Raw genomic sequence first — 19951 nt, 5'->3', positions numbered from 1 at the left:
TACTTCAAAGGCTACATTTTTTATTGAAAAGCTCCAACGCTCATTAGTTTGTTGGTCAATTTACCGAGAATTCAGTGACCAAAGTCTAGGTAAATCTCGGTAAATTGTCAACTGCCGTCAACCCTTCGATCTTTAGGGGATGAATTTTACACCCTTTACCCGATCGGGATAAATCCCATTCGCACTAATTTTGATTCCCTCAAAAAACGGGTACTTGCTTTCCGACACTTTTGTCATGGAGCTCCCTAGATTTTTAGACTCTTGTTTGGGTTCCTCGATCGAAATGGTGCAACTAAATTTTCAATGCGAAAATCGACTTGCCATTATAAATCCAACTTTTCTTGAGACCGCTTCGTGACACCCCTCTGCTGACTCTGTGATGTTTCCTATTTAAGTTTGTGATTCTAGCAAATTTTTATTGTGATACAAATCAGCCGATCGAGTGATGCCGATCGCAAAAAATTAAACTCCCCAATTTCTGACTCGCAGTCGAGATGACGGATTTGGAGTATTTTGCTCAAAAACTAATTTCTCGCTGCCTAAGGAGACACTGAGCAAGTTCTCTTGTGAAATTTAACCTACTTAGGTGCTTACCTATTTTGTGCTTCCCGTTGGGCTCCATCGCTATTTTTGCGGTAAAGAGCCGTCCGGTTGACAGCAGTCGCGTAGCGGGGATGATTCGGGGGAACGGCGGCCATCAAATCGGAAGCTTGCTGCCACTTAGCAGCTACGACTAACAAATCCTGGCGAGATTGAGCGTTTTTGCCCTCGGTGGCTGCTTGCTCGGCCGTTCGCACAGCTTGTGCAAAAGAGTCAACAGCAGAATTAGGACTCTGCTTAGAAATTTTCAAAACAGGTGTTGCCGGACTGGAAATGGCAGTGGCAACTGCTTGGGTGGCGGCGGTGGTGTTCGGCACTTGGGTATTGAGTCCTTTATAGATGGCGGCAGTCGCAGCCAGCAACAGCACGGTCAAGCTAACGCCGCCGACGATACCGCGCTGAAATTGCCGCGGTTGCTGCATCGATCGAGGTACAGCCATTCTCGGCAAAGCCCGCTTGCCTCCTCGATCTTGGCGATCGTGATGGGCGGCGGCCAAACGCTTGAACAAATTCGGCTTTTTGAGTTTAATTTGTTGAGACCACAGCAGTTGATTCTCCGGATCGCGGCTAATTTCTTCGAGCCACAGCAGTTGGTGTTCTCGCACAAGCCGGCTGTTGATGTTGACTCGGCAAATATTGCGGGGATCTAAGCCCTCCAAAATTGCTCGGACTCGATCGACCAAGCTAGACTGTTCTAGCAGTTGGGGCGTTGCAGCTTCGCACAGCAGTTGCAGTACCCCTTCGGCAAACACGGCTCTGGCTCTGACCCCTACCTGTGCCAGTTCGTCGTTAAGGATTTGAATAATCGCTGCAACCGAACCCTCGCGAGCTTGTCGAGCAATGTCATCTATTTGATTCACCATAAAACTATATTGACGCTTCGCAATCTCTATATTTACCAACCCAAAGTCTCCGGTCAGATTTTCACTTATACAGGTTATCACTGACACTGCCAGGTTAAAATGAACAGGTGCAAATTTTGCATACCGATCCCAATTAAAATTATTACCCCAGCATCGAGCGAGGTCAACAGGAGTCAACTATGGGTAAAGTAATTAGCGGTAAAATTTTTGTTGTAGACGACAACATCGATACAGATCAAATTATCCCTGCCGAATACCTGACCCTGGTTCCCTCGAAGCCGGACGAGTACGAGAAACTAGGCAGTTATGCGATGATTGGGTTGCCCGATCGCTACGGCAAGTTTATCGCAGCAGGTGAAATCAAAACCCGGTATCCGATTATAATTGCCGGCGAAAATTTTGGCTGCGGTTCTTCGCGGGAGCACGCTCCCATCGCTCTGGGGGCCGCGGGAGTCACAGCGGTGGTGGCTTTGTCTTACGCGCGGATTTTCTTTCGCAATTGCTCGGCTACTGGCGAATTGTACCCGATCGAATCGGTCGATCGGCTGTGCGATTTATTTGTAACGGGTCAAGAAGTGACGATCGACTTTGCGGGCGATCGAATTATCAACCACACTCAAAACCTAACTTACTCCCTCAAGCCTTTAGGAGATGTCGGGCCAGTGATTGATGCCGGAGGGCTGTTTGCCTACGCACGGCAAACGGGAATGATTGCCGCTCGATCTTAACTGCTACAAACCCCTGCAATCTAGCAATTTAGGGTGCAGGGGTTTGTAGCTTGCGATCGAGCTGTTGTGCATTGAGTTTCAGATCCAGACGGGCCGCCGCTCACAGCCCACTCCACAAACAGAATTTCACATCGCATCAATAAAACTCAATAAAATGCGTTGGTGAGGACTGCCAAAAGGTCGCACATCTCCTGACTTTTGAGAATAGCATTTACCAGCCCGAATATCCTCGACTGTCAACAACTGCATATCCCAACCCTCGTGCAAAACTAAATCCTTGACATCGGTGCTAAGTTGTGAGTGAAAAACATGGCGGACAACATCTGCTTCGACATCGCAACAGAAAACAGAAACACTTGCAGGAGCCCAGCCGATTTCCTCTACTAATTCCCGCAACACAGCCACTTCTGGAGTTTCTCCCGCTTCCAAGTGTCCGCCAAACAAAGCCCAATGTCCGGGATATCTGATATGAGGAATGTCGTCCCGCAACTGGCAGAGAAACTTGCCGTCTCGGTATAAAATGGCGATCGCAACATGAATTTGAGTCATCGCAAGCAAGGAAGAAGGAAGAAATTGTAGTGTGGGCGGGTTCGCCCCAATCTGTAATACAGCATATTCCATGTAGATGGATAGCGTTTCTCATTAACGTGAGGTGCTATTATTCGATCGCGCGTACTTTACAATGCTTGAGAACCGCTATAGTACCCATGATATTATGTCCGGTCAATTACCCTTAATAAAAAAGTGTTCTCCGCATCGGAATGCAAGTCCTCGGATTTATGAGGACTTGCATTCCTCACTACAAACCAATTTTATGATTTATCAGGACTTGCATTCCTGACTACAAACCAATTTTATGGTAGTCTATCGCCCATCAGTTATCCGGCAACAAATGTCAGGAAACACGGTTAGAACTCTGTACTTCATAAATCTGGAATACGCTGTAAAAGCTGCGTTTATTTCGAGTTAACTTCAACAACTGTTCGGGTTAGCGGGCAGTTCATAAAAAAAAGAATTCAATTCAAAAACCCGAAACTAATTGCTTCATCGACTCTCCCTTACTTGCCGCAACGATTTAATTTCAGTAAAAGTTTGCTCCGGATCGGACTTCAACCCGCCTTCAATGTAATTCAACTTCACTTCTTCCAACAAATCCGACAGCAGCGACTGCAATTCGCCAAGAGTTTTCTCATCTTGCAATTCCCGCCGCAAACTTTGATTAAATTCTTCGTTGAAATTATCGATAATTTTTCGCCCTTTGTCGTCCTCGTAAGTAGTTGCTACCACATCAACCGCAGTTTGAGCCAAATAATTTGCTAACTGTTCGGTCATTTCCGCAGGCAAAATATTAATCGGAGAGAAAGTTTGCAAGAGTTGATAAAAATCCGACTTTTTGATTGTCGCCTCCAAATTGTGGTGCAGCAATTCTTCCAAACCAGGTTGCACCTGTGGCAAAACTTTGTAAATTGTCAGATCCAAAATCCGCTTGGTAATTCGTTCGATCGTATTTTCCTGATTGACGTGAAGATACGGCTGCTGCGGGTCCAGCAGTACCCGCGCCGCGTTGCCCTGTTTGATCGAACTTTGAGCTTGATTGATAAACCGCACCATCATGTATTCCGACATCGTATCGGCTAAATAAGCCACCGGTTCGTAGGTAATTTGAGCAACGGCGCGGTCTAAATTCACCAAACCCGACTTGTGCAGCCGCACCAATACCGGCAGAATCCGCCACCCCTGCCAAATCGGAATCAGCAAAAACACCTCGTACCAGCGCCTCAGCACAAAATCCAACCAACTTACCCCCGGTTTGCGGCGGGTATGGAACAGACTTTTTATCAAAAATTCCGCCCAAAAAAAACCGAGAAAAAACGCATCTATCCGCCAAAACTGGTCAGCACCTTGCAAATATTCAGGATTTGGCAAACTCGAATCAATGCCTTTAATCTGGTCGTAAATTTTCACTAAACCCGGAAAATAGCTTTGATAAACTGGGCGCAACTGCGGGTAACTGAAATGAAAAATCACCAACCCGAAGTTGACTGCTGCTACTAATGCGCTCAGTTTTGACCAAGAAATGGGTTTTTTGGGCGATTTGACATCGGTGCTGTTAACAATTGTGTTGGAATCAGACATAAAAGTAATTTTCCGAATTTGCTTGCTCAATCTATCTTGTGGCCGACGCTAAAAAGCTCCTAATCTATTATAATCCCTTGGTAAACGCTAAGTATGAGGAAACCAAAAGCCGTGAACTTAAAATCAATCATATCGCTGCTCAAAGAAACTTTTAGTCAATGGCAAAAAGATAAAGCCCCAACCCTAGCCGCCGCCCTAGCCTATTACACAGTTTTTTCCCTCGCCCCGCTGCTAATTATCGTAATTGCGATCGTCGGTTTAGTCTTCGGTGCAGACGCAGCCCAAGGTCAAATCGTCGGCCAACTCCAAAGTTTGATCGGCAAAGATGGTGCCCAAACCGTCCAAGAACTCATCATCAAAGCCTCCGAACCCAAGTCGGGAACTATCGCTACTTTAGTCGGTGTCGCTACACTTTTGTGGGGCGCTTCCAACGTGTTTACTAATCTCAAAGATGCCCTCAATGCTATTTGGAATGTTTCGCCGCCTCCGGGACGTGGCATCTGGGGATTCCTGCAAGACCGCGTATTATCTTTTGCGATGATTTTAGGCATCGGGTTTCTGTTGCTAGTATCTTTAGTAGTTAGCGCCGTTTTAGCAGCCATCAGCTCTTGGTTGAACGGCCTGCTGCAGTTACCAGTTGGCATTTGGCAAATTGTGGACTTTGCTCTCTCTTTTGGCGTAGTCACGATGCTTTTTGCTTTAATTTACAAACTCTTGCCCGATGTCGATCTTGCATGGAATGATGTTTGGATCGGTGCAGCCATTACTTCTATGCTGTTTACGATCGGCAAATCGCTAATTGGAGCTTACCTCGGAGGTAGCGGTATTGCCTCTACCTACGGTGCGGCAGGCTCCTTCGTGATTATCCTGCTTTGGATTAATTATTCGGCTCAAATTCTGTTTTTAGGCGCCGAGTTTACTCAAGTTTGGGCTAACCGATACGGTTCCAAAATGCGGAGTTCGCGAAACAATCTCCCTAACAGCGAAAACGGGGAATCCAAACCATCCAAACGTCGGAACAATTCCTAACAACAGACAAAACCAAAATTTGAGTTTAAGCTACAGCCCTTGGTTTGGCAAAAGCAGGAAGTTCCGCCAAACAACAATATTGTACGGGATTTAACAGAGTTCCGTTGAGGGAAGAAGGAAGGCGGAAGGGATTTTGTTATGAAAGCAATAGTTTGGCTTTTTTTCATGGCCCTTTAACATTCTGTCTTCAAGAGGATTTACTTCTGCTTTCTCGAAATCCCTACCTATTTATCACCGTTAAAAATTAGGTCTCCGACTGAGGAGAAGACCTCCAACCACAAGCTGAAAGCAGCTTTGAGTTAAATCCCCGCCGAAATCGAGGTAATTTATTTGATCTCGGTTGGTTTCTATTTAGATTATCTAGAGTTTGAGCTGCTGCTGGTCTCTGTCAGCAGAAGGAACTCCTATTTCAAATTTACCCGCAAATTTATCCCTGAAGGATGATTTATCGATCGCGCATTTTGACTTAAATAAAAATTAGCAATTACTCTCCCTTCCCCGCACCTTATCCAAAATCCCACTTTCAGCATCGTGCAAGTTTTTTTAAAAATTTTGGTAAACAATCATGATTTCATTAACTAAAAAACGGATAGCCCTGATCTCCGTACACGGAGATCCCGCTGTGGAAATTGGCAAAGAAGAAGCGGGCGGGCAAAATGTTTACGTGCGTCAAGTAGGGGAAGCTCTGGCGAAACAGGGGTGGCAAGTTGATATGTTCACCCGCTCATCCGATCGGCAACAAGCAAGAATTGTACAGCACAGTCGCAATTGCCGGACAATTCGGCTAGTAGCAGGGCCGCAAGAATTCATTCCCCGCGACGAAGTTTACGGATATTTGCCAATATTTGTTTGCGAGTTTCAGAAGTTTCAATTAGAGTCAGGCTTTCAATATCCCTTAGTTCACACGAATTACTGGCTGTCTGCTTGGGTAGGAATGGAGTTGAAAAAATCGCAACCGTGCCAGCAAGTTCACACTTATCATTCTTTGGCAGCAGTTAAATACAAGTCGGTTTCGACAATTCCGATGATTGCCAAAACCAGGCTGCAAGTCGAAAAAACACTTTTGGAAACAGCCGATCGCGTCGTGGCTACCAGTCCCCAAGAAAGAGAACACATGAGGTGTTTGGTTTCCTCAAAGGGCAAAATAGACATCATTCCTTGCGGTACCGACATTAAGCAGTTCGGCTCGATCGGGCGATCGGCCGCCCGCCGCCAGTTAGGAATAGCCCCGGAAACCAAAGTCGTGCTGTACGTCGGCCGTTTTGACCGCCGCAAGGGCATCGAAACCTTAGTCCGCGCCGTCAGTCTGTCAGCGCTGCCAAAAGCCGATTTAAAGCTAATCATCGGCGGCGGCTGGCGCGAGGGGGAAAGCGACGGTAAAGAACGCGATCGGATCGGCAGCATCGTTGAAGAATTAGGCTTAAGCGACATTACCAGTTTTCCCGGCAGCTTGAGCCGAGACATTCTCCCCGCCTACTACGCCGCCGCCGATGTCTGCGTCGTTCCCAGCCACTACGAACCATTCGGTTTAGTCGCCATTGAATCAATGGCCTGCCGCACCCCCGTAGTCGCCTCGGACGTGGGAGGATTGAAATATACCGTAGTGCCGCGAGAAACCGGTTTGCTCGCGTCGCCGAAAAATGAAGTAGTGTTTGCCGGTGCGATCGATCGCCTGTTAATTGACTCAGTATGGCGCCAGCAACTCGGACAAGCTGGCCGCCAGCGCGTCCAAAGCTATTTTAGTTGGGACGGTGTCGCCTCCCAACTAAATCAACTTTACACTCAACTGCTCGAACAATCGGCCGTTGAACTTGACCCGGTGAGCGCTTAGTAGTATCACTTAGTATGGTTAAAGCCAGTTTCTCTCGATCCCTGTCCCTTTCGACCGTTCTAACTGGGAACCTTCAAGTAGAAGTGATATCAGGAGGTAGTCTTGTACGCACCAGAAAATCTGGGCAGCCATCTGCAACCCATGGACGACATCCAGCTAATTCGCCGGTGGGTGGAGCGCACATCCCCCCGCAGCAAGCGCTTTAGCTGGCAGGCGGCCAACAGTTTTCGGCTGTTTGTAGAAAAACCGCTGGCAGAAGTGACTCTGACAGATGTCAAGACTTTCGCAGCAGCCATGAGGGCCCGCCAAGTTGCACCCCGTTTCTACAAGCAAACCTTGCTAGCACTCAAATCCCTGTTCGCCTTCGGCCAGCAAAGGGGAATCTTACCCGCAGCCATGCCCCTGGAGGGGTGGCCGGTGCGACAGCGCAGCAAGCAGTCAAAACGCCTCCGTTTTAAACTTTCGTGGAGTTTGTGCATCTGCGCGTCGTTTTTTTTGGGTAGAATGACTCCGAAACTGTGGGGACAAACTGTGTCGGCAGAAATCTCGCAGTCTCCGAAACGCCGGTCTTTCGCTGCACCGATCGACTCACCAGACAAAGCAGAGCATAACATTGAGCGCGATCGGCTCAAAGCCTTTCTCGACACCATCGCCGCCGCCGAAGGCACAGCTAGCCCCGACGGCTACCGCACCCAGTACACCGGCACCACATTTGTCAGTTTCAGCGACCATCCCAGGGAAATGAGATGCGGCCGCCGCTACGGTAAAAAACTTTGTTCCGACGCTGCGGGGCGGTATCAGTTTCTGAGCACAACTTGGGACAGATTCGCCAAAAAATTTAGCATCACCGATTTCAGCCCCCAAAATCAAGACTTTGTAGCTGTAGAGTTAATCCGAGAAAAAGGTGCCTTAGAAGATATAGAAGCGGGTAGATTGGAGTCAGCAGTCAGAAAACTCGCTTACATCTGGCCTTCTTTTCGGCGTTTTGGCGGTTCCGTAGAATCGTCGATGCCCAAACTCGAACAAATGTACCAGAAGAATTTGGGGATTTACCGCCAAGGATTGGCTGCTAGCAATTAGAAAATGTTCCGGGGACGGAAAAACCGGATTTTTTACTATTCTCAGGACGAGTTATATGATTTCCGGTTGCATCAGTATTGTTCAAACTCTCAACAGTCAACAGTCAACAGTCAACATGATTCAGGTGCAACCGGAATTGATATAATGTCTATATTTTTGGGAAGTTAAAAATTAAGCTAATTTTCCATCTTCCATGTGAACGATGCGATCGGCAATATCCAAAATTCGGTTATCGTGGGTCACTAACAAAATAGTACAACCCTGCTCTTTGGCAAGTTTCTGCATCAAATTTACCACTTCGCGCCCGGATTTGCTGTCCAGAGCCGCTGTCGGTTCGTCTGCTAAAACAATTTGCGGCTGATTCACCAAAGCGCGGGCGATCGCCACTCTTTGTTTCTGTCCCCCTGACAAATCATCTGGATAATAGTTAATCCGCTGTTCCAATCCTACTAACTCTAGCATTTTTGTCGAGCGATCGCGCATTTGGGAACGCGACAAATTCCCGTGAACCTCCAAACCCATTTGCACGTTTTGCAGCGCACTCAAACTGCGGTGCAAGTTGTGCGCCTGAAAAATATAGCCAATTTTGCGTCGCGCCTTTACCAATTTATCTGCACTGGCATTGCACATTTCTTGACCGAGAATTTTGAGACTTCCAGATTGACCGGATCTCAATCCGCCAATCAAAGTCAAAAGCGTGGTTTTTCCCGAACCGGAAGGCCCCGTCATCAGCACGATTTCACCTGCATTAATTTCGAGATTAATGTCAAAAAGTACCTGTTTTTTCAGTTCGCCTTGACCGAAGTAGTGGTCTAGTTTGTGCATGGAAATTACAGGCTCGGAAATCTGTAATTTGTTTGCTGTGGGGGTGAGTGTAGTGGATTTCATAAGTTAAAGATTCGGAATTATTTAACCACAGAGGGCGCAGAGAACACAGAGAGATAAGAGAGAGATGAATAATTCGGATGAATCGAGGATTTGATATGATACAAAATCTGGCTTAAATATCCCGCTTATTTCTTAGTCTCGCGTTGCGCGGACTTCGTTTGACAAGAAGCGGTTTCAACCGCCGATTTGTCTGATCTATGAGATTAAAAAATATCTGCGGGGTCGGCTGCTTGCAGTTTGCGAGTAGCAATAACTCCCGAAATACTGCACATAATTAGAGTCAAAATTAACACAATAATTGCTCGCATTAGCGTCATGTACATCGGCAGATTTGTAGCTTGGCGAGTTAAGGCGTAAAGTCCTACAGACACTCCCACTCCCGGCAGAAAACCCAGCAGTGATAAAATTAAAGCTTCTTCAAAAACAATCCCGAGCAAATAACTATTGCGGTAGCCCATTGCTTTGAAAGTAGCGTATTCTGCCATGTGGTCGCTGACATCGGTAGAAAGAACTTGGTAAACAATAATGACACCAACTACAAAACCCATCGCTACGCCTAAATTAAACACAAAGCCGATAGCACTATTTTTAGCCCAGTAATCTTTCTCAAAATCGATAAATTCTTGTTTGGTTAGTACCTTGACATCATCCTGCAAGTATGCTTTCAAAACTTGTTGAACTTCCACGGGATCGGCACCGGGTTGCAGTTGAATTAATCCGGCATTAACACTGGCGGCTTCTTGTCTGGGAAACAGGCGCAGATAATTTTGATCGCTAGTCATCAAGATGCCGTCGGCGGCAAAAGATGCTCCAACTGTGAATAAACCGCTGACGGTAATAGTGCGCCGATCGATCTCAGTTTTAACAGACTTTCCTCGCTCGATTTGCGCGATCGTTCCTTGGTAATCTCCCCTACTAGCTCGATCTAACAGCACGGTATCCGGCAATTTAATCGCGCTCAAATTTTGGTTAACTTCTGGCAGCGCAAATGCAGGGCGATCGGGATTGAAACCCACCACCATCAGCGAGGTTTCGCGCCTGGTTTCGGGATTTTTCCAGTTAGCAACTTTCACGTAAAGCGGCTCGACTGATTGCACGCCCGGTACGTTCATTGCTTGATACAATCTGCGCCTGGTGAAGGAAGATAAATTAATCAAATTTCGGGCTTGATGGTGAATCAAAACCAAGTCTGTTTGCAAGGTTTGGTGCAGGCGCGTATTGCTGCTGTAAAGCGCATTTTGAAAGCCCAACTGCATGAACATCAAAACGTCAGCAAAAGCAATTCCCGCTACTGCTACGAGCAGTCGCCCTTTGTCGTGACTGAGTTGCAGCCATCCAAGAGAAGTTCTGTTTCTTAGCTGTTGTAATGGTTTAATTAGTCCAATCATATCTCTCTTCTCTTCCTCTGTTTTCTCTGTGTCCTCTGCGCTCTCTGCGGTTCAAAAATTCTTAATCCTTAATTCCCCCGATCGCAACTTTGACTTGCAAATTGGTCAATCCCGCGACTTTCTGGCTAGAAACAGCATCTAAGCGCACTTTTACTTCCACAATTCGAGCGTCAATATTTGCAGAAGGATCGCTGTTAACAATGTTTTGCCGCTGGATTTGCAAACCAATATATTCAACAGTTCCCTGCAATTCCCCCTTGAAAGAATCGCTAGTAATTTTGGCTGGCTGTCCAATCCGTACTCGATCGACATCGCTTTGGTAAACTTCAGCCACCGCCAGCATTTCGCGAGTTTGTCCGAGTTCGACAATGCCGTCGTTTCCCACTTTTTCCCCGGGATGCGTGTGAATTTTCAGGACTTGAGCGTCTCTGGGTGCGCGGATGTATGCTAGATCGAGATTCGCTTTGGCTTCTTTGGCTGCGGAAGTGGCGGCACTGACTTCGGCGGTAGCTGCTTCTATGTCAACGGGGCGCACTTCGGCTATGCGATCGAGATTTGCCGCAGCTTCGTTAATTTGCTGTTGTCGAGATTGCTGAATTTGATTCAGTTTGGCTTGGGCTTCGTTAATCTGTTGCTGTCGAGATTGCTGAATTTGATTCAGTTTGGCTTGGGCTTCGTTAATCTGCTGCTGTCGAGATTGCTGAATTTGATTCAGTTTGGCTTGGGCTTCATTAAGTTGCTGTTGAGTTGTTTCGGCGGCTAGTTTTTTGCTGTCGCTGGTGGAAGCAGAGATTGCTCCTTCTTGATACAGTTGCGAGTAGCGCCGATCTTCGCGGATGGCGTTGCGGAGTTCGGCTTGTAGGCTGGCAATTGCGGCTTTTTGAGTTTGAATTTCCCCTTGCTGTTCGGCCTTGATGCGGGCAATTGTGGCTTGTTGCGCTGCTATTTCGGTGCTGCGATCGACTTCTAGACGGGCAAGAATCGCCTGTTGCGCTGCGATCTCGTTGCTGCGATCGGCTGATAAACGGCTAATAGTCGCTTTTTGGGCTTGAATTTCTCCGTTTTTGGCTCCTGCTTTCACTTTTGCTAGATTTGCTTCGGCGACGCGCACTTGTTCTTGTGCTTGGTCGAGGGCTGCTTGCAGACGATCGCGACTGTCCAAAATTGCGATCGTCTCACCTGTTTTCACCCTGTCTCCCTCTTTCACCAAAAGTCGATCGATCCGGTTTCCTTCGGAGGCACCGGAGGCGGAGACTTTAATTACTTCTCCCCGAGGTTCCAGTCGCCCCAAGGCTGTCACTGTGGTTAATTTGGATGCTGCGAGGGCGGCGGCTGCGCTTGCTGCGTCGGGGTCGGGTATGCGCGATCGCCACACCGCGTAACCTGTAGTTCCCCCCGCTGCCAGGGTAAAGAGTGCTGCCACAACTAGAAGTTGCTTAACTAATGGTGAATTTGAGGATAAGCTTTCTGCTGTCGATCGGTGTACCATGACACACCTCTTAATTTCGATAAAATTATACTGAACGGTTTAGTTCTGTTTTAATACTAAACCGTTCAGTATAATAATGTCAAGACCCCAAGCAAAAATTACAAAAACAAACGATGGCCCGGACAAGATCGATCGAATCAGACAGCACCGCAGCAAATGACAAAAGCGAGCAAATCCTGCAAGGTGCAATGCAAGAATTTTTAACCCACGGCTACGCGGGGACAAGCATGGACAAGGTAGCAAAGACGGCGGGAGTTTCCAAAGCCACGGTTTACAGCCATTTTGCAGATAAAGAGGGATTATTTGCGGCTTTAGTTGAGCGGCTTGCGGAAGAAAAATTAGTTTATTTTCCGGTTCCAGAGACAGAACCGGCCGTAGCGCTGAGATTGATGGCCACAAATATATTGGAAAAAAATCGTAAGAGACCTGAATTTATGACCTTTGTGAGGTTAGTGATTGCCGAATCCGGGCGTTTTCCCGAGCTAGCGCAGACTTTTGTGAGAAACTTAGCTAAACCGGGTATGGATCGGCTCACTGAATATTTGGCATCGCATCCAGAGTTAAAATTATCCGATCCGGAGGCGACGGCGCAGATTTTTATTGGATCTTTGGTATATTTCCAGTTAACGCAGGAAATAATGCACGGTAAAGATATTATCCCAATGGAGTCAGAGCGACTGATCGAGAGTCTGCTGCACTTGATTCTATCCCCGCCGTCGAATTCCTAATGGCGATCGAATGTTGATCGGAAGATGGGAAGATGGGGTGATGGGGTTAATTTTTGAGGTTTTGAGTAGTCGCTTTCCCTCTCCCTTTCCCCCATCATTTGAGCTTTAAAAATTTGCTGTCAACTGTCAACTGTCAACCAACCTTTCCCTCAATTCAGCATCCGATAACTGCGGCAGTTGTTCCACAAACAAAGTCAATTCTGCTACAGGCAAAGCCAATAAATTAGTCACCGCCTGGGGCAGAATATCCTCCAAGTTAGTAACAAACATTTTCAAGACACTTTCAGCTAACAACTTGACGGCTGATTCGCGCCCTGTTTCATCAACTGTCAGCATCGATATTGCCAGCAACAGCACTGTAAATTCCGCCGCAGCCAACTTGGATATTGGAGATAGAAAAACTGTCATTTTCGGGCTTAATTCTCCAAATCGAGCTCGCAGAAAATTTTCCAAGATTAACCGCTGTTGTTCTTGTCTGCCTCGTTCTAGTCCTTGTTCTAGCCCTTGTTCTAGCCCTTGTTCTAGCCCTTGTTCTAGCCCTTGTTCTAGCCCTTGTTCTAGCCCTCGTTCTAGCCCTCGTTCTAGCCCTTGTTCTAGCCCTTTTGCCCTAGCTCGTTGCTCTGCCGCTTGTATTTGTTCTCGAAAAAGTGGTGCGATCGCCATAATTAACTCCCGCTCTTCTGGCTCTAATTCTTGTGGCACATCGGTTACTAAATTTGATTGTAACCGATACAGCAATTCTAGCGCGATAATCCGCAACGGATCGTCTGTTGCTAAAGCGCTTAATTGGGAAATAGCCCTTTGCTGCACTCCCCCTTTGCCCAAAATCCTCAACCACAGCGTGTCTGGAGTTTCAGGCAACTGGTGGATCGCCACAATTGCAGTTCGCAAAGATTCACCCAAAAAATAAATTCCCTGCATCCAATTCTCTGTGTCTGGTATCGCATTAAAGCTATCTACCAATGCTTTCGATGCTGTGGGCATCAAAATCCACAGTTTGGGTAACTGAGCGTCATCATAGCGAGTGTTTTCTCTCCTAAATTTCCGCTCCAATTCACCTCGCACGTCCAATAACTTGCCCAGACAGCTACAAATTTCGCTGACGTTTGCTGGATTGCGAAACGGTTCAAAAATTGCAGTTGTGTTTGCCATTTTCCCCAACAATCCCAAAGTTTCTGAGTATTCGGGAATTCTCGTGCTAGGAGTGAAGTAAACATCGATTTCTCGGACTTCTGAAGTCACATCGCGACCGATATTAACCGTTCCGAGCGGCGACAGTAATTCCTCCAGGTATTCTTTGGCAAAGAGATCGTGAATAAATCGCGTCATACAAATTATTTCAAACACCAAATAGATCTTTCAGCCGCTTTCTCACCCATTCTACAGGATTTTCATCATCTTCTGCTTTCTCTATCAATTCCATTTCTCGCAACAATTGCTGTCTCTCGCTTAACTCTTCTTTGTGTTTGACTATCTCTTCAATAATCTGTTCGTATAAATCCGGTCTTTCACTTAAAACTTTCTGGAAACCTTCTTTATTGATCGCAAACAAAATTGTTTCTTCCAAAGCTCTCACCGAAGCAGTTCTGGGTATTCCCAACATCAAAGAAAGTTCCCCCAAAAACTGACCTGCACCGAGGTTGTTCAGGTGTTTGTCAATGGCTTCCACAAAAACTTCCACCGCACCTGAAAGAATCAGGTAAAAAGCATCTCCTGGATCGTTTTCGTGAAATAAAAATTCTTGTGGTTGCAGCCGTTGGCGGTATCCAACTTCAATCAATTGCCGCAACTCTAGATCCGTCAGATGTTCAAAGTATTCCACCTCTCGCAGCAAAGAACTAATCGACGATTGCTTTTCTACTTCTTTGGCTACCAAAACAGGAGGTTTTTGGTCGTTTTCGTGCAAAGGGTTACTCGTATAAATTGCTGTTTTGTTTCGCTCGAACATTGACAGCAAAACTTCGGGATTTCGCAAATACAATTCTCGGTCATTGAAGGGAAATTCAATTCCCTGCTGCCGGAAATTGTACTCAATCGCAAAATTCAAAGAACTTTTAATTATTTCTCTTTCAGTCGGTCGGTCTGTCCAAACTAAAAGTTCAAATTTAAAACTATCCTCGCCAAACTCAACAAACAATACTTTCGGATTCGGTTCGTACAAAACCCCAGATTCACCATAGGCAATATTTAACAGAGTTTCTGTTACCAATAAGGGGTTACTATTGTCAGCTATTTCTATGGGAACTCGCAGACATAGTAGAGCATTTTCATAACTCCAGTTGACAATTTTTTTGCTGATTATTTTGCTGTTAGGAACTATGACGCTGGAGTCTTCATTGGTGATGATAATGGTCGATCTAATCGATATTTTTTTGACTATGCCCATCAATCCTTCTAATTCCACAAAGTCTCCTACTTTCACAGGTCTGTCTAAAAGCAGGGTTAAGCCGCTGACAAAATTTGTGGTTAAATCCTGAATGCCGAAGCCAATGCCGACTCCCAATCCCCCTGCAACTACTGCCAAAGAAGCGAGGTCAAATCCGATGCTTTGGATGGCGCATATAACTCCCAAAGCTATGATTAAATAGCGCAAAATGACGGCGATTGCTTCCCGGTTTCCCTCGTCAATTCCCAGTCTGACGAGCAAGCTTCCCTTAAGAAAGTCCGTAAAATATTGCGAGATGACGATGACAATTACGAACAATATTATCAGTTCTACAAGTGACCGCAGCGATACAGGATTATCTCCTATTTGAAATAATGTCGCTGTAAACATTTGGGAGATATCTGTCAGTAATTCTTGGGAGATTGTATTTACAGTCATTTTGTGGTAATTTACTAAATATATGGCTGTTTCAATTTTCACAGGAGTGTTCGCTGTAAGAGCGCGAAGCGATATATACTCTTCAAGCGAGCCAGACTATGGTTCTCGGAAAAAAATACTTTTTACATTTATCGGAATTCTCCGTTAATATTTATTGGTGAAGTTTGGTAATCAAGAAGGACAAACTTTATTACTACAAACTTTTTTGAATTTCTCGCCCGTAGCGCGGACGACAGGGAGTACCCGTACAAACAAAGCCAGCAGGCATATTTTCAAAGACGCTGCTGCGAGCTCCAATTAAAGCGTTGGCACCTATTTCGACACCGGGGCCAATGAAGCAGTCGGCGGCAATCCAAACGCCGTTATTTATGATAACAGGTGCTGTGATTAAGCCGAAGGCTGGGTCTTGGGAATCGTGGGTGCCGGTGCAGAGGTAACTTTTTTGAGAAATGACGCAGTGTTTGCCGATCGCAATTCGATCGAGACTGTACAATACAACATCGTCGCCGATCCAACTGTAGTCTCCGATTTCTATTTTCCAAGGATAGGTAAAACGAGCCGTAGGACGGATGATTGCGCCAAAACCTATTTTCGCACCAAACAACCGCAGCAACCCGCTTCTGATGCCGTTAAAAGGGTGTGGAGTGAGGGGAAACGCGATCGCCTGCACGAACCACCACAGCAAAATTAGCCAACCAGGCCTGCCGCGATCGAAATTTGATTGGTTGTACTGTCGCAAATCAATCAAAGATTCGCCTCTGAAAGTATTTGACTGCCTCTGGCTAATTGGAGGATAATTTATGGCAGTATCTGGAGAATTTACGACAGAAGGTGGCGGTTCCGGGTCGGGAGTTGCCGTATAATGCGTCATGTAATGTTTAATTGAAAATCGAGTTTAGATTTAAGGACTGCTGCATGACATTTCCAGTTGGGGACAATTTTAACTTTAAAAACACTAAGGATCTGGCACAATGCGACAATGCAAATCCCCGAATTGCCAAAGTGCGACTTTTACAAACAGCTTTGGTACTGCTTAGTAGCTTTTTCGTAGCAGAGTTAATCGCCGCCACGAACTCTCACAGTTTGTCTTTATTAGCAGATGCGGGTCACGTTTTGTCAGATGTAGCAGCTTTGGCGGTAACTTTGGCCGCCACTTGGTACTCGTCAGTTAAAAGAAGTAAATCGGTAGGTTCTGCGATCGAATTGAGTTTGGATACTATCACTATTGTTAAGCACAGACAAGATGCCTGTTTTACAAACAGTAAGTTTTCTGGTGGGGCGGGGATTTTCCCCGCCCGTAAAAGGCTAGTTGAGAATGGTACAATATCTGCGATCGCCCGATCGCCAATTCCCGATCGCCCAGAAATCATTGCTGCTTTAGTTAATAGTATCAGTTTAGTGGCGATCGCCCTGTGGATTGCTGTCGAGTCGATCGACCGCTTGCAGTCCCCAACTCCCGAAGTAGAAGGACTCCCGATGTTAATTACCGCCATTGTCGGTTTAAGCATCAACTCGATCAATGCTTGTTGCTTGCATTCCTGCTGTCACGGCGACTTAAATCTCAAAAGCGCGTTTCTGCACGCCATTGCCGACATATTTTCCTCGGTGGGAGTAATTGTAGCTGCGATCGCCGTGGCGTGGCTGCACTGGAATTGGGCCGACGGCTTGATTAGCTTGCTAGTCTCGGCATCAATTATTTTATTAACTTTACCATTGCTAATAGAAAGCATCCAGTTGCTGCTGGGCAAAGTCTCAGCTATCTCCGCAATTCAACAACCTTGCGACTGCCAAAAAATCAGCGCCGAAAAACTGCTTTTCCCATCTCTCAAAGAACTAATCTAGTGAGGTCAAATTCTTGTGGGGTGTCGGGCCCGCCCATCTAATTTTAGTGTTTTGTCTGTTACGCAAGCAGGCGATCGCAACTAAACTCACGATGTCTTGACAATCTAGACATCGTAAACCTTAATCTTGTGATTAAACTATATTAAAAAAACTTATGTATTAAAAATATACTTGGAGTATGGTAAAGTTACGTTGTATTAAATTTTGACAAACGCATCCCCACTAAAAGCTAGTGAAAGCCCAGTTTATATCAGGACTACCCCGCTCGGGCTCTACTTTGCTGGCTGCACTATTACGACAAAATCCCCGGTTTCACAGCGCTATGACTAGCCCAGTGGGCGGTTTAGTCGATCGGATGTTAGAAGCCATGAGCGAAGACAACGAGTTTTCCGTGTTCATTTCCCCTGAACAAAAACGGGCGCTGATTATGAGCATTTTTTCTGCCTATTATCAACCACAATTACACAAAAAAGTGATATTCGATACCAATCGCCTGTGGTGCAGCAAGTTACCATTAATTAAGGAACTATTTCCCGAAGCAAAAGTCATCTGCTGTGTCAGAAACATCGCTTGGATTATGGACAGCATCGAGATACTGATTCGGCGCAACGCCTTTGATGTTTCCCGGTTATTTAACAATCCAGCCGAACGGGCTACAGTCTACAGCCGCACCGAAGCATTAAGTCAGGGTTCGCGTTTAGTTGGTTATGCTTACAACGCTCTCAAAGAAGCATTTTATAGCGAACAAAGTGCATCTCTTCTACTGGTAGATTATGAGATATTAACTATAAACCCCGCTAAAACTATGTTATTGATTTATGAATTTCTGGGCGAAGAGCCTTTCGAGCATGACTTCGAGAATGTTCAATATCAAGAGCCAGAATTTGATAAGAGACTACAAACAAAAGGATTGCATCAAGTGCGTGCCAAAGTCGAGTTTGAACCGAGAAAAACGATTTTACCCCCCGACTTATTTGAGCGATTTGATGGCTTATCTTTTTGGACAGATGCCACAAATAGCCGCGCCAGTGCCATTGTCGCGAAGCCACATTCCGGCAGGGGCTAAAACCCTTGCCTCAAAGCGAAAGTCCTCTTAAGAGGACTGAAAAACTCATTAGTCCTCTTTGAGAGGACTTTAGCTATGAGACAGGGAATTCATTCCCTGGCGGACTAGCGGGCGATCGAAAAAACTCGCGGGTTCAAAGCTTGATATCAATTCCGGTTGCACCGGAATTAATATTACCCGAAATCAGGACACGGCAGTGCCGTGTCCCTACGATTAATCACGGTAGGGAAACGGCACTGCCTTGTCCTCTATATCATTCCGGCGCAGCCGGAATTGATATGAGTCGATCGGCCTTGGATACATCGCCGTGTCCCGATCGATTCGACTTCAGCTTCGCTCAGGGCAGCGCTTCGCACTTGAATATACAAACACTAAATCCCTAAAATATCACCAACCATGAACGTACCAACCGCACAAAAGCAAATCATTTTCGTAGACTCTTCCGTACAAGACTATCAAAGCCTAATCCAAAACATCGATGCCGCTCAAATTTTCATTTAAAATGAAAATTTGAGCGGCATCGAACAAATTACTAATGTCTTAGCCAATCAAAAAGATATTGAATCTGTAGGCATCCTTTCACACGGCAGCCAAGGCAGTTTGAAACTCGGTTCGGACGTGCTGAATGGCAATGACATAGAAAAATTTAACACCCAGCTAAAACAGTGGGGAAATGCCCTCACTGAAAACGGAGATATCCTATTATATGGATGCAATGCAGCAGCCGGAGACACAGGCAAGAACTTTGTCAAGCGATTGAGCGAAATAACAGGCGCAGATATAGCCGCCTCAGATAATAAAACTGGCAGCACCAAATTTGGCAACGACTGGGATTTAGAAATACAAACCGGTGCCATTGAAGCTGCTGTGCCCCTAGCACCAGAGGCAATGGACGACTACGAATATACCCTAGCGAATTATAATGTCAGCGTCGCTAACGACACGGGAAACGACACAGTTGCAAACAGCCTTTCTTGGGCAATTCGGCAAGCCAACCTCAATCCCGGCCCAGATACCATCACCCTCAACACCAACGTGATAGTAACGGCGGTGATGAAAAACCTAATTGACAGCGACATCAGCTTTATTGGCAACAACAACAGTGTCAGTGGCGGTAATGCTTTTCGTCCCTTCTTTGTCAAGTCGGGAACCGTGAATTTCTCTAACATGACAGTCACCAACAGCAAAGCCCAAGGAGGGAGTAGTCGGTTTGGTGGTGCGGGTGCTGGCATGGGAGGCGGCTTGTTTATTTACGGCGGGAGTGTGAGTGTAAATAACGTCACCTTTAGTGGTAACAGCGCTGTTGGCGGTAATGGTGCACAAGCAGCTTTCAGTTACGGTGGTGCCGGAATGTTCGGCAACGGTGGTGGCGACGGCGGTGGTGGGCTATTTGCCACAAGCACCAGTATTGCTGGTGCTTATGGAGGTAACGGCAATTACGGGGGAGGCGGCTTTGGCG

18 protein-coding genes are annotated in these 19951 nt (G+C 46.2%); 9 read left to right on the top strand and 9 right to left on the bottom strand.

Going from position 1 to position 19951, the window contains the following annotated elements; translation table 11 throughout:
* Positions 1-590 precede the first annotated feature (590 nt).
* Positions 591-1463, bottom strand: a complete 873-nt coding sequence (locus tag IQ270_RS18960; protein WP_193974702.1) for a hypothetical protein — start codon at positions 1461-1463, stop codon at positions 591-593.
* 179 nt (positions 1464-1642) lie between these two features.
* On the opposite strand from IQ270_RS18960, the gene IQ270_RS18955 reads away from it, so the two are divergent.
* Positions 1643-2191 (top strand): 3-isopropylmalate dehydratase, encoded by a 549-nt coding sequence (locus IQ270_RS18955; protein WP_193974701.1) that lies wholly within the window; start codon positions 1643-1645, stop codon positions 2189-2191.
* A gap of 126 nt (positions 2192-2317) precedes the next feature.
* Here IQ270_RS18955 and IQ270_RS18950 read toward each other — a convergent pair whose 3' ends face one another.
* Both IQ270_RS18950 and IQ270_RS18945 read right to left on the bottom strand, forming a co-directional pair.
* A complete protein-coding gene (locus IQ270_RS18950) occupies positions 2318-2740 on the bottom strand; it encodes an NUDIX hydrolase (protein ID WP_193974700.1) in 423 nt (140 codons plus the stop codon).
* Between the two features lie 495 nt (positions 2741-3235).
* Positions 3236-4327, bottom strand: coding sequence for a hypothetical protein (locus IQ270_RS18945; protein ID WP_193974699.1), 1092 nt, complete (start codon positions 4325-4327; stop codon positions 3236-3238).
* A gap of 111 nt (positions 4328-4438) precedes the next feature.
* Between IQ270_RS18945 and IQ270_RS18940 the strand changes: the two genes are divergently transcribed.
* The 3 genes from IQ270_RS18940 to IQ270_RS18930 all read left to right on the top strand — a co-directional run bounded on the left by IQ270_RS18940 (position 4439) and on the right by IQ270_RS18930 (position 8267).
* Positions 4439-5356 (top strand): YihY/virulence factor BrkB family protein, encoded by a 918-nt coding sequence (locus tag IQ270_RS18940; protein ID WP_193974698.1) that lies wholly within the window; start codon positions 4439-4441, stop codon positions 5354-5356.
* 565 nt (positions 5357-5921) lie between these two features.
* Entirely contained in the window at positions 5922-7187 is a 1266-nt protein-coding gene (locus IQ270_RS18935; RefSeq protein WP_193974697.1) for a glycosyltransferase family 1 protein, read from the top strand.
* Between the two features lie 102 nt (positions 7188-7289).
* Entirely contained in the window at positions 7290-8267 is a 978-nt protein-coding gene (locus IQ270_RS18930; RefSeq protein ID WP_228056493.1) for a glycoside hydrolase family 104 protein, read from the top strand.
* Between the two features lie 171 nt (positions 8268-8438).
* Here IQ270_RS18930 and IQ270_RS18925 read toward each other — a convergent pair whose 3' ends face one another.
* The 3 genes from IQ270_RS18925 to IQ270_RS18915 form a co-directional block, all read right to left on the bottom strand.
* The gene (locus IQ270_RS18925; protein WP_193974696.1) at positions 8439-9155 is read right to left on the bottom strand and encodes a DevA family ABC transporter ATP-binding protein; all 717 of its coding nucleotides are present in this window, start codon (positions 9153-9155) and stop codon (positions 8439-8441) included.
* A gap of 203 nt (positions 9156-9358) precedes the next feature.
* Positions 9359-10543, bottom strand: a complete 1185-nt coding sequence (devC, locus tag IQ270_RS18920) for an ABC transporter permease DevC (protein WP_193974695.1) — start codon at positions 10541-10543, stop codon at positions 9359-9361.
* Positions 10544-10604: 61 nt separating this feature from the next.
* Positions 10605-12032 carry an HlyD family efflux transporter periplasmic adaptor subunit gene (locus IQ270_RS18915; RefSeq protein WP_193974694.1) on the bottom strand — a complete coding sequence of 476 codons (1428 nt, stop codon included), beginning with the start codon at positions 12030-12032 and terminating at the stop codon, positions 10605-10607.
* Positions 12033-12145: 113 nt separating this feature from the next.
* Between IQ270_RS18915 and IQ270_RS18910 the strand changes: the two genes are divergently transcribed.
* On the top strand, positions 12146-12760 hold the full coding sequence (locus IQ270_RS18910; RefSeq protein WP_193974693.1) for a TetR/AcrR family transcriptional regulator: 615 nt from the start codon (positions 12146-12148) through the stop codon (positions 12758-12760).
* A gap of 126 nt (positions 12761-12886) precedes the next feature.
* Here IQ270_RS18910 and IQ270_RS18905 read toward each other — a convergent pair whose 3' ends face one another.
* From IQ270_RS18905 to hpsU, 3 genes are all read right to left on the bottom strand, one after another.
* Complete coding sequence (locus tag IQ270_RS18905) at positions 12887-14089, bottom strand: flagellar assembly protein H (RefSeq protein ID WP_193974692.1); 1203 nt, start codon at positions 14087-14089, stop codon at positions 12887-12889.
* 10 nt (positions 14090-14099) lie between these two features.
* On the bottom strand, positions 14100-15626 hold the full coding sequence (locus IQ270_RS18900) for a mechanosensitive ion channel domain-containing protein (RefSeq protein WP_339384223.1): 1527 nt from the start codon (positions 15624-15626) through the stop codon (positions 14100-14102).
* Between the two features lie 151 nt (positions 15627-15777).
* Positions 15778-16371: a hormogonium polysaccharide biosynthesis acetyltransferase HpsU gene (gene hpsU / locus IQ270_RS18895; RefSeq protein ID WP_339384224.1), complete on the bottom strand. Its 594-nt coding sequence runs from the start codon at positions 16369-16371 to the stop codon at positions 15778-15780.
* A 128-nt stretch (positions 16372-16499) separates the two neighbouring features.
* Between hpsU and IQ270_RS31190 the strand changes: the two genes are divergently transcribed.
* From IQ270_RS31190 to IQ270_RS18870, 4 genes are all read left to right on the top strand, one after another.
* Entirely contained in the window at positions 16500-17426 is a 927-nt protein-coding gene (locus IQ270_RS31190) for a cation diffusion facilitator family transporter (protein WP_228056492.1), read from the top strand.
* A gap of 232 nt (positions 17427-17658) precedes the next feature.
* A complete protein-coding gene (locus IQ270_RS18880) occupies positions 17659-18492 on the top strand; it encodes a sulfotransferase (protein WP_193974690.1) in 834 nt (277 codons plus the stop codon).
* 140 nt (positions 18493-18632) lie between these two features.
* Entirely contained in the window at positions 18633-18875 is a 243-nt protein-coding gene (locus IQ270_RS18875; protein WP_193974689.1) for a hypothetical protein, read from the top strand.
* Positions 18876-19002: 127 nt separating this feature from the next.
* Positions 19003-19951, top strand: a 949-nt coding sequence (locus IQ270_RS18870) for a DUF4347 domain-containing protein (protein ID WP_228056491.1), incomplete at its 3' end; no start/stop codon positions are given.

Origin of the sequence: Microcoleus sp. LEGE 07076 (assembly GCF_015207455.1) — a bacterium.
In the GTDB taxonomy this organism is placed as follows: Bacteria; Cyanobacteriota; Cyanobacteriia; order Cyanobacteriales; family Microcoleaceae; genus Microcoleus.
This window is presented reverse-complemented; position numbering and strand designations above follow the sequence as displayed.

Excerpts from the sequence above, each read along its gene's own strand:
- IQ270_RS18960 (WP_193974702.1), bottom strand. The coding sequence starts at position 1,463 with ATGGTGAATCAAATAGATGACATTGCTCGACAAGCTCGCGAGGGTTCG.
- IQ270_RS18945 (WP_193974699.1), bottom strand. The coding sequence starts at position 4,327 with ATGTCTGATTCCAACACAATTGTTAACAGCACCGATGTCAAATCGCCC.
- IQ270_RS18935 (WP_193974697.1), top strand. The coding sequence starts at position 5,922 with ATGATTTCATTAACTAAAAAACGGATAGCCCTGATCTCCGTACACGGA.
- IQ270_RS18915 (WP_193974694.1), bottom strand. The coding sequence starts at position 12,032 with ATGGTACACCGATCGACAGCAGAAAGCTTATCCTCAAATTCACCATTA.
- devC (WP_193974695.1), bottom strand. The coding sequence starts at position 10,543 with ATGATTGGACTAATTAAACCATTACAACAGCTAAGAAACAGAACTTCT.
- IQ270_RS18910 (WP_193974693.1), top strand. The coding sequence starts at position 12,146 with ATGGCCCGGACAAGATCGATCGAATCAGACAGCACCGCAGCAAATGAC.
- IQ270_RS18955 (WP_193974701.1), top strand. The coding sequence starts at position 1,643 with ATGGGTAAAGTAATTAGCGGTAAAATTTTTGTTGTAGACGACAACATC.
- IQ270_RS18925 (WP_193974696.1), bottom strand. The coding sequence starts at position 9,155 with ATGAAATCCACTACACTCACCCCCACAGCAAACAAATTACAGATTTCC.
- IQ270_RS31190 (WP_228056492.1), top strand. The coding sequence starts at position 16,500 with ATGACATTTCCAGTTGGGGACAATTTTAACTTTAAAAACACTAAGGAT.
- IQ270_RS18950 (WP_193974700.1), bottom strand. The coding sequence starts at position 2,740 with ATGACTCAAATTCATGTTGCGATCGCCATTTTATACCGAGACGGCAAG.
- IQ270_RS18905 (WP_193974692.1), bottom strand. The coding sequence starts at position 14,089 with ATGACGCGATTTATTCACGATCTCTTTGCCAAAGAATACCTGGAGGAA.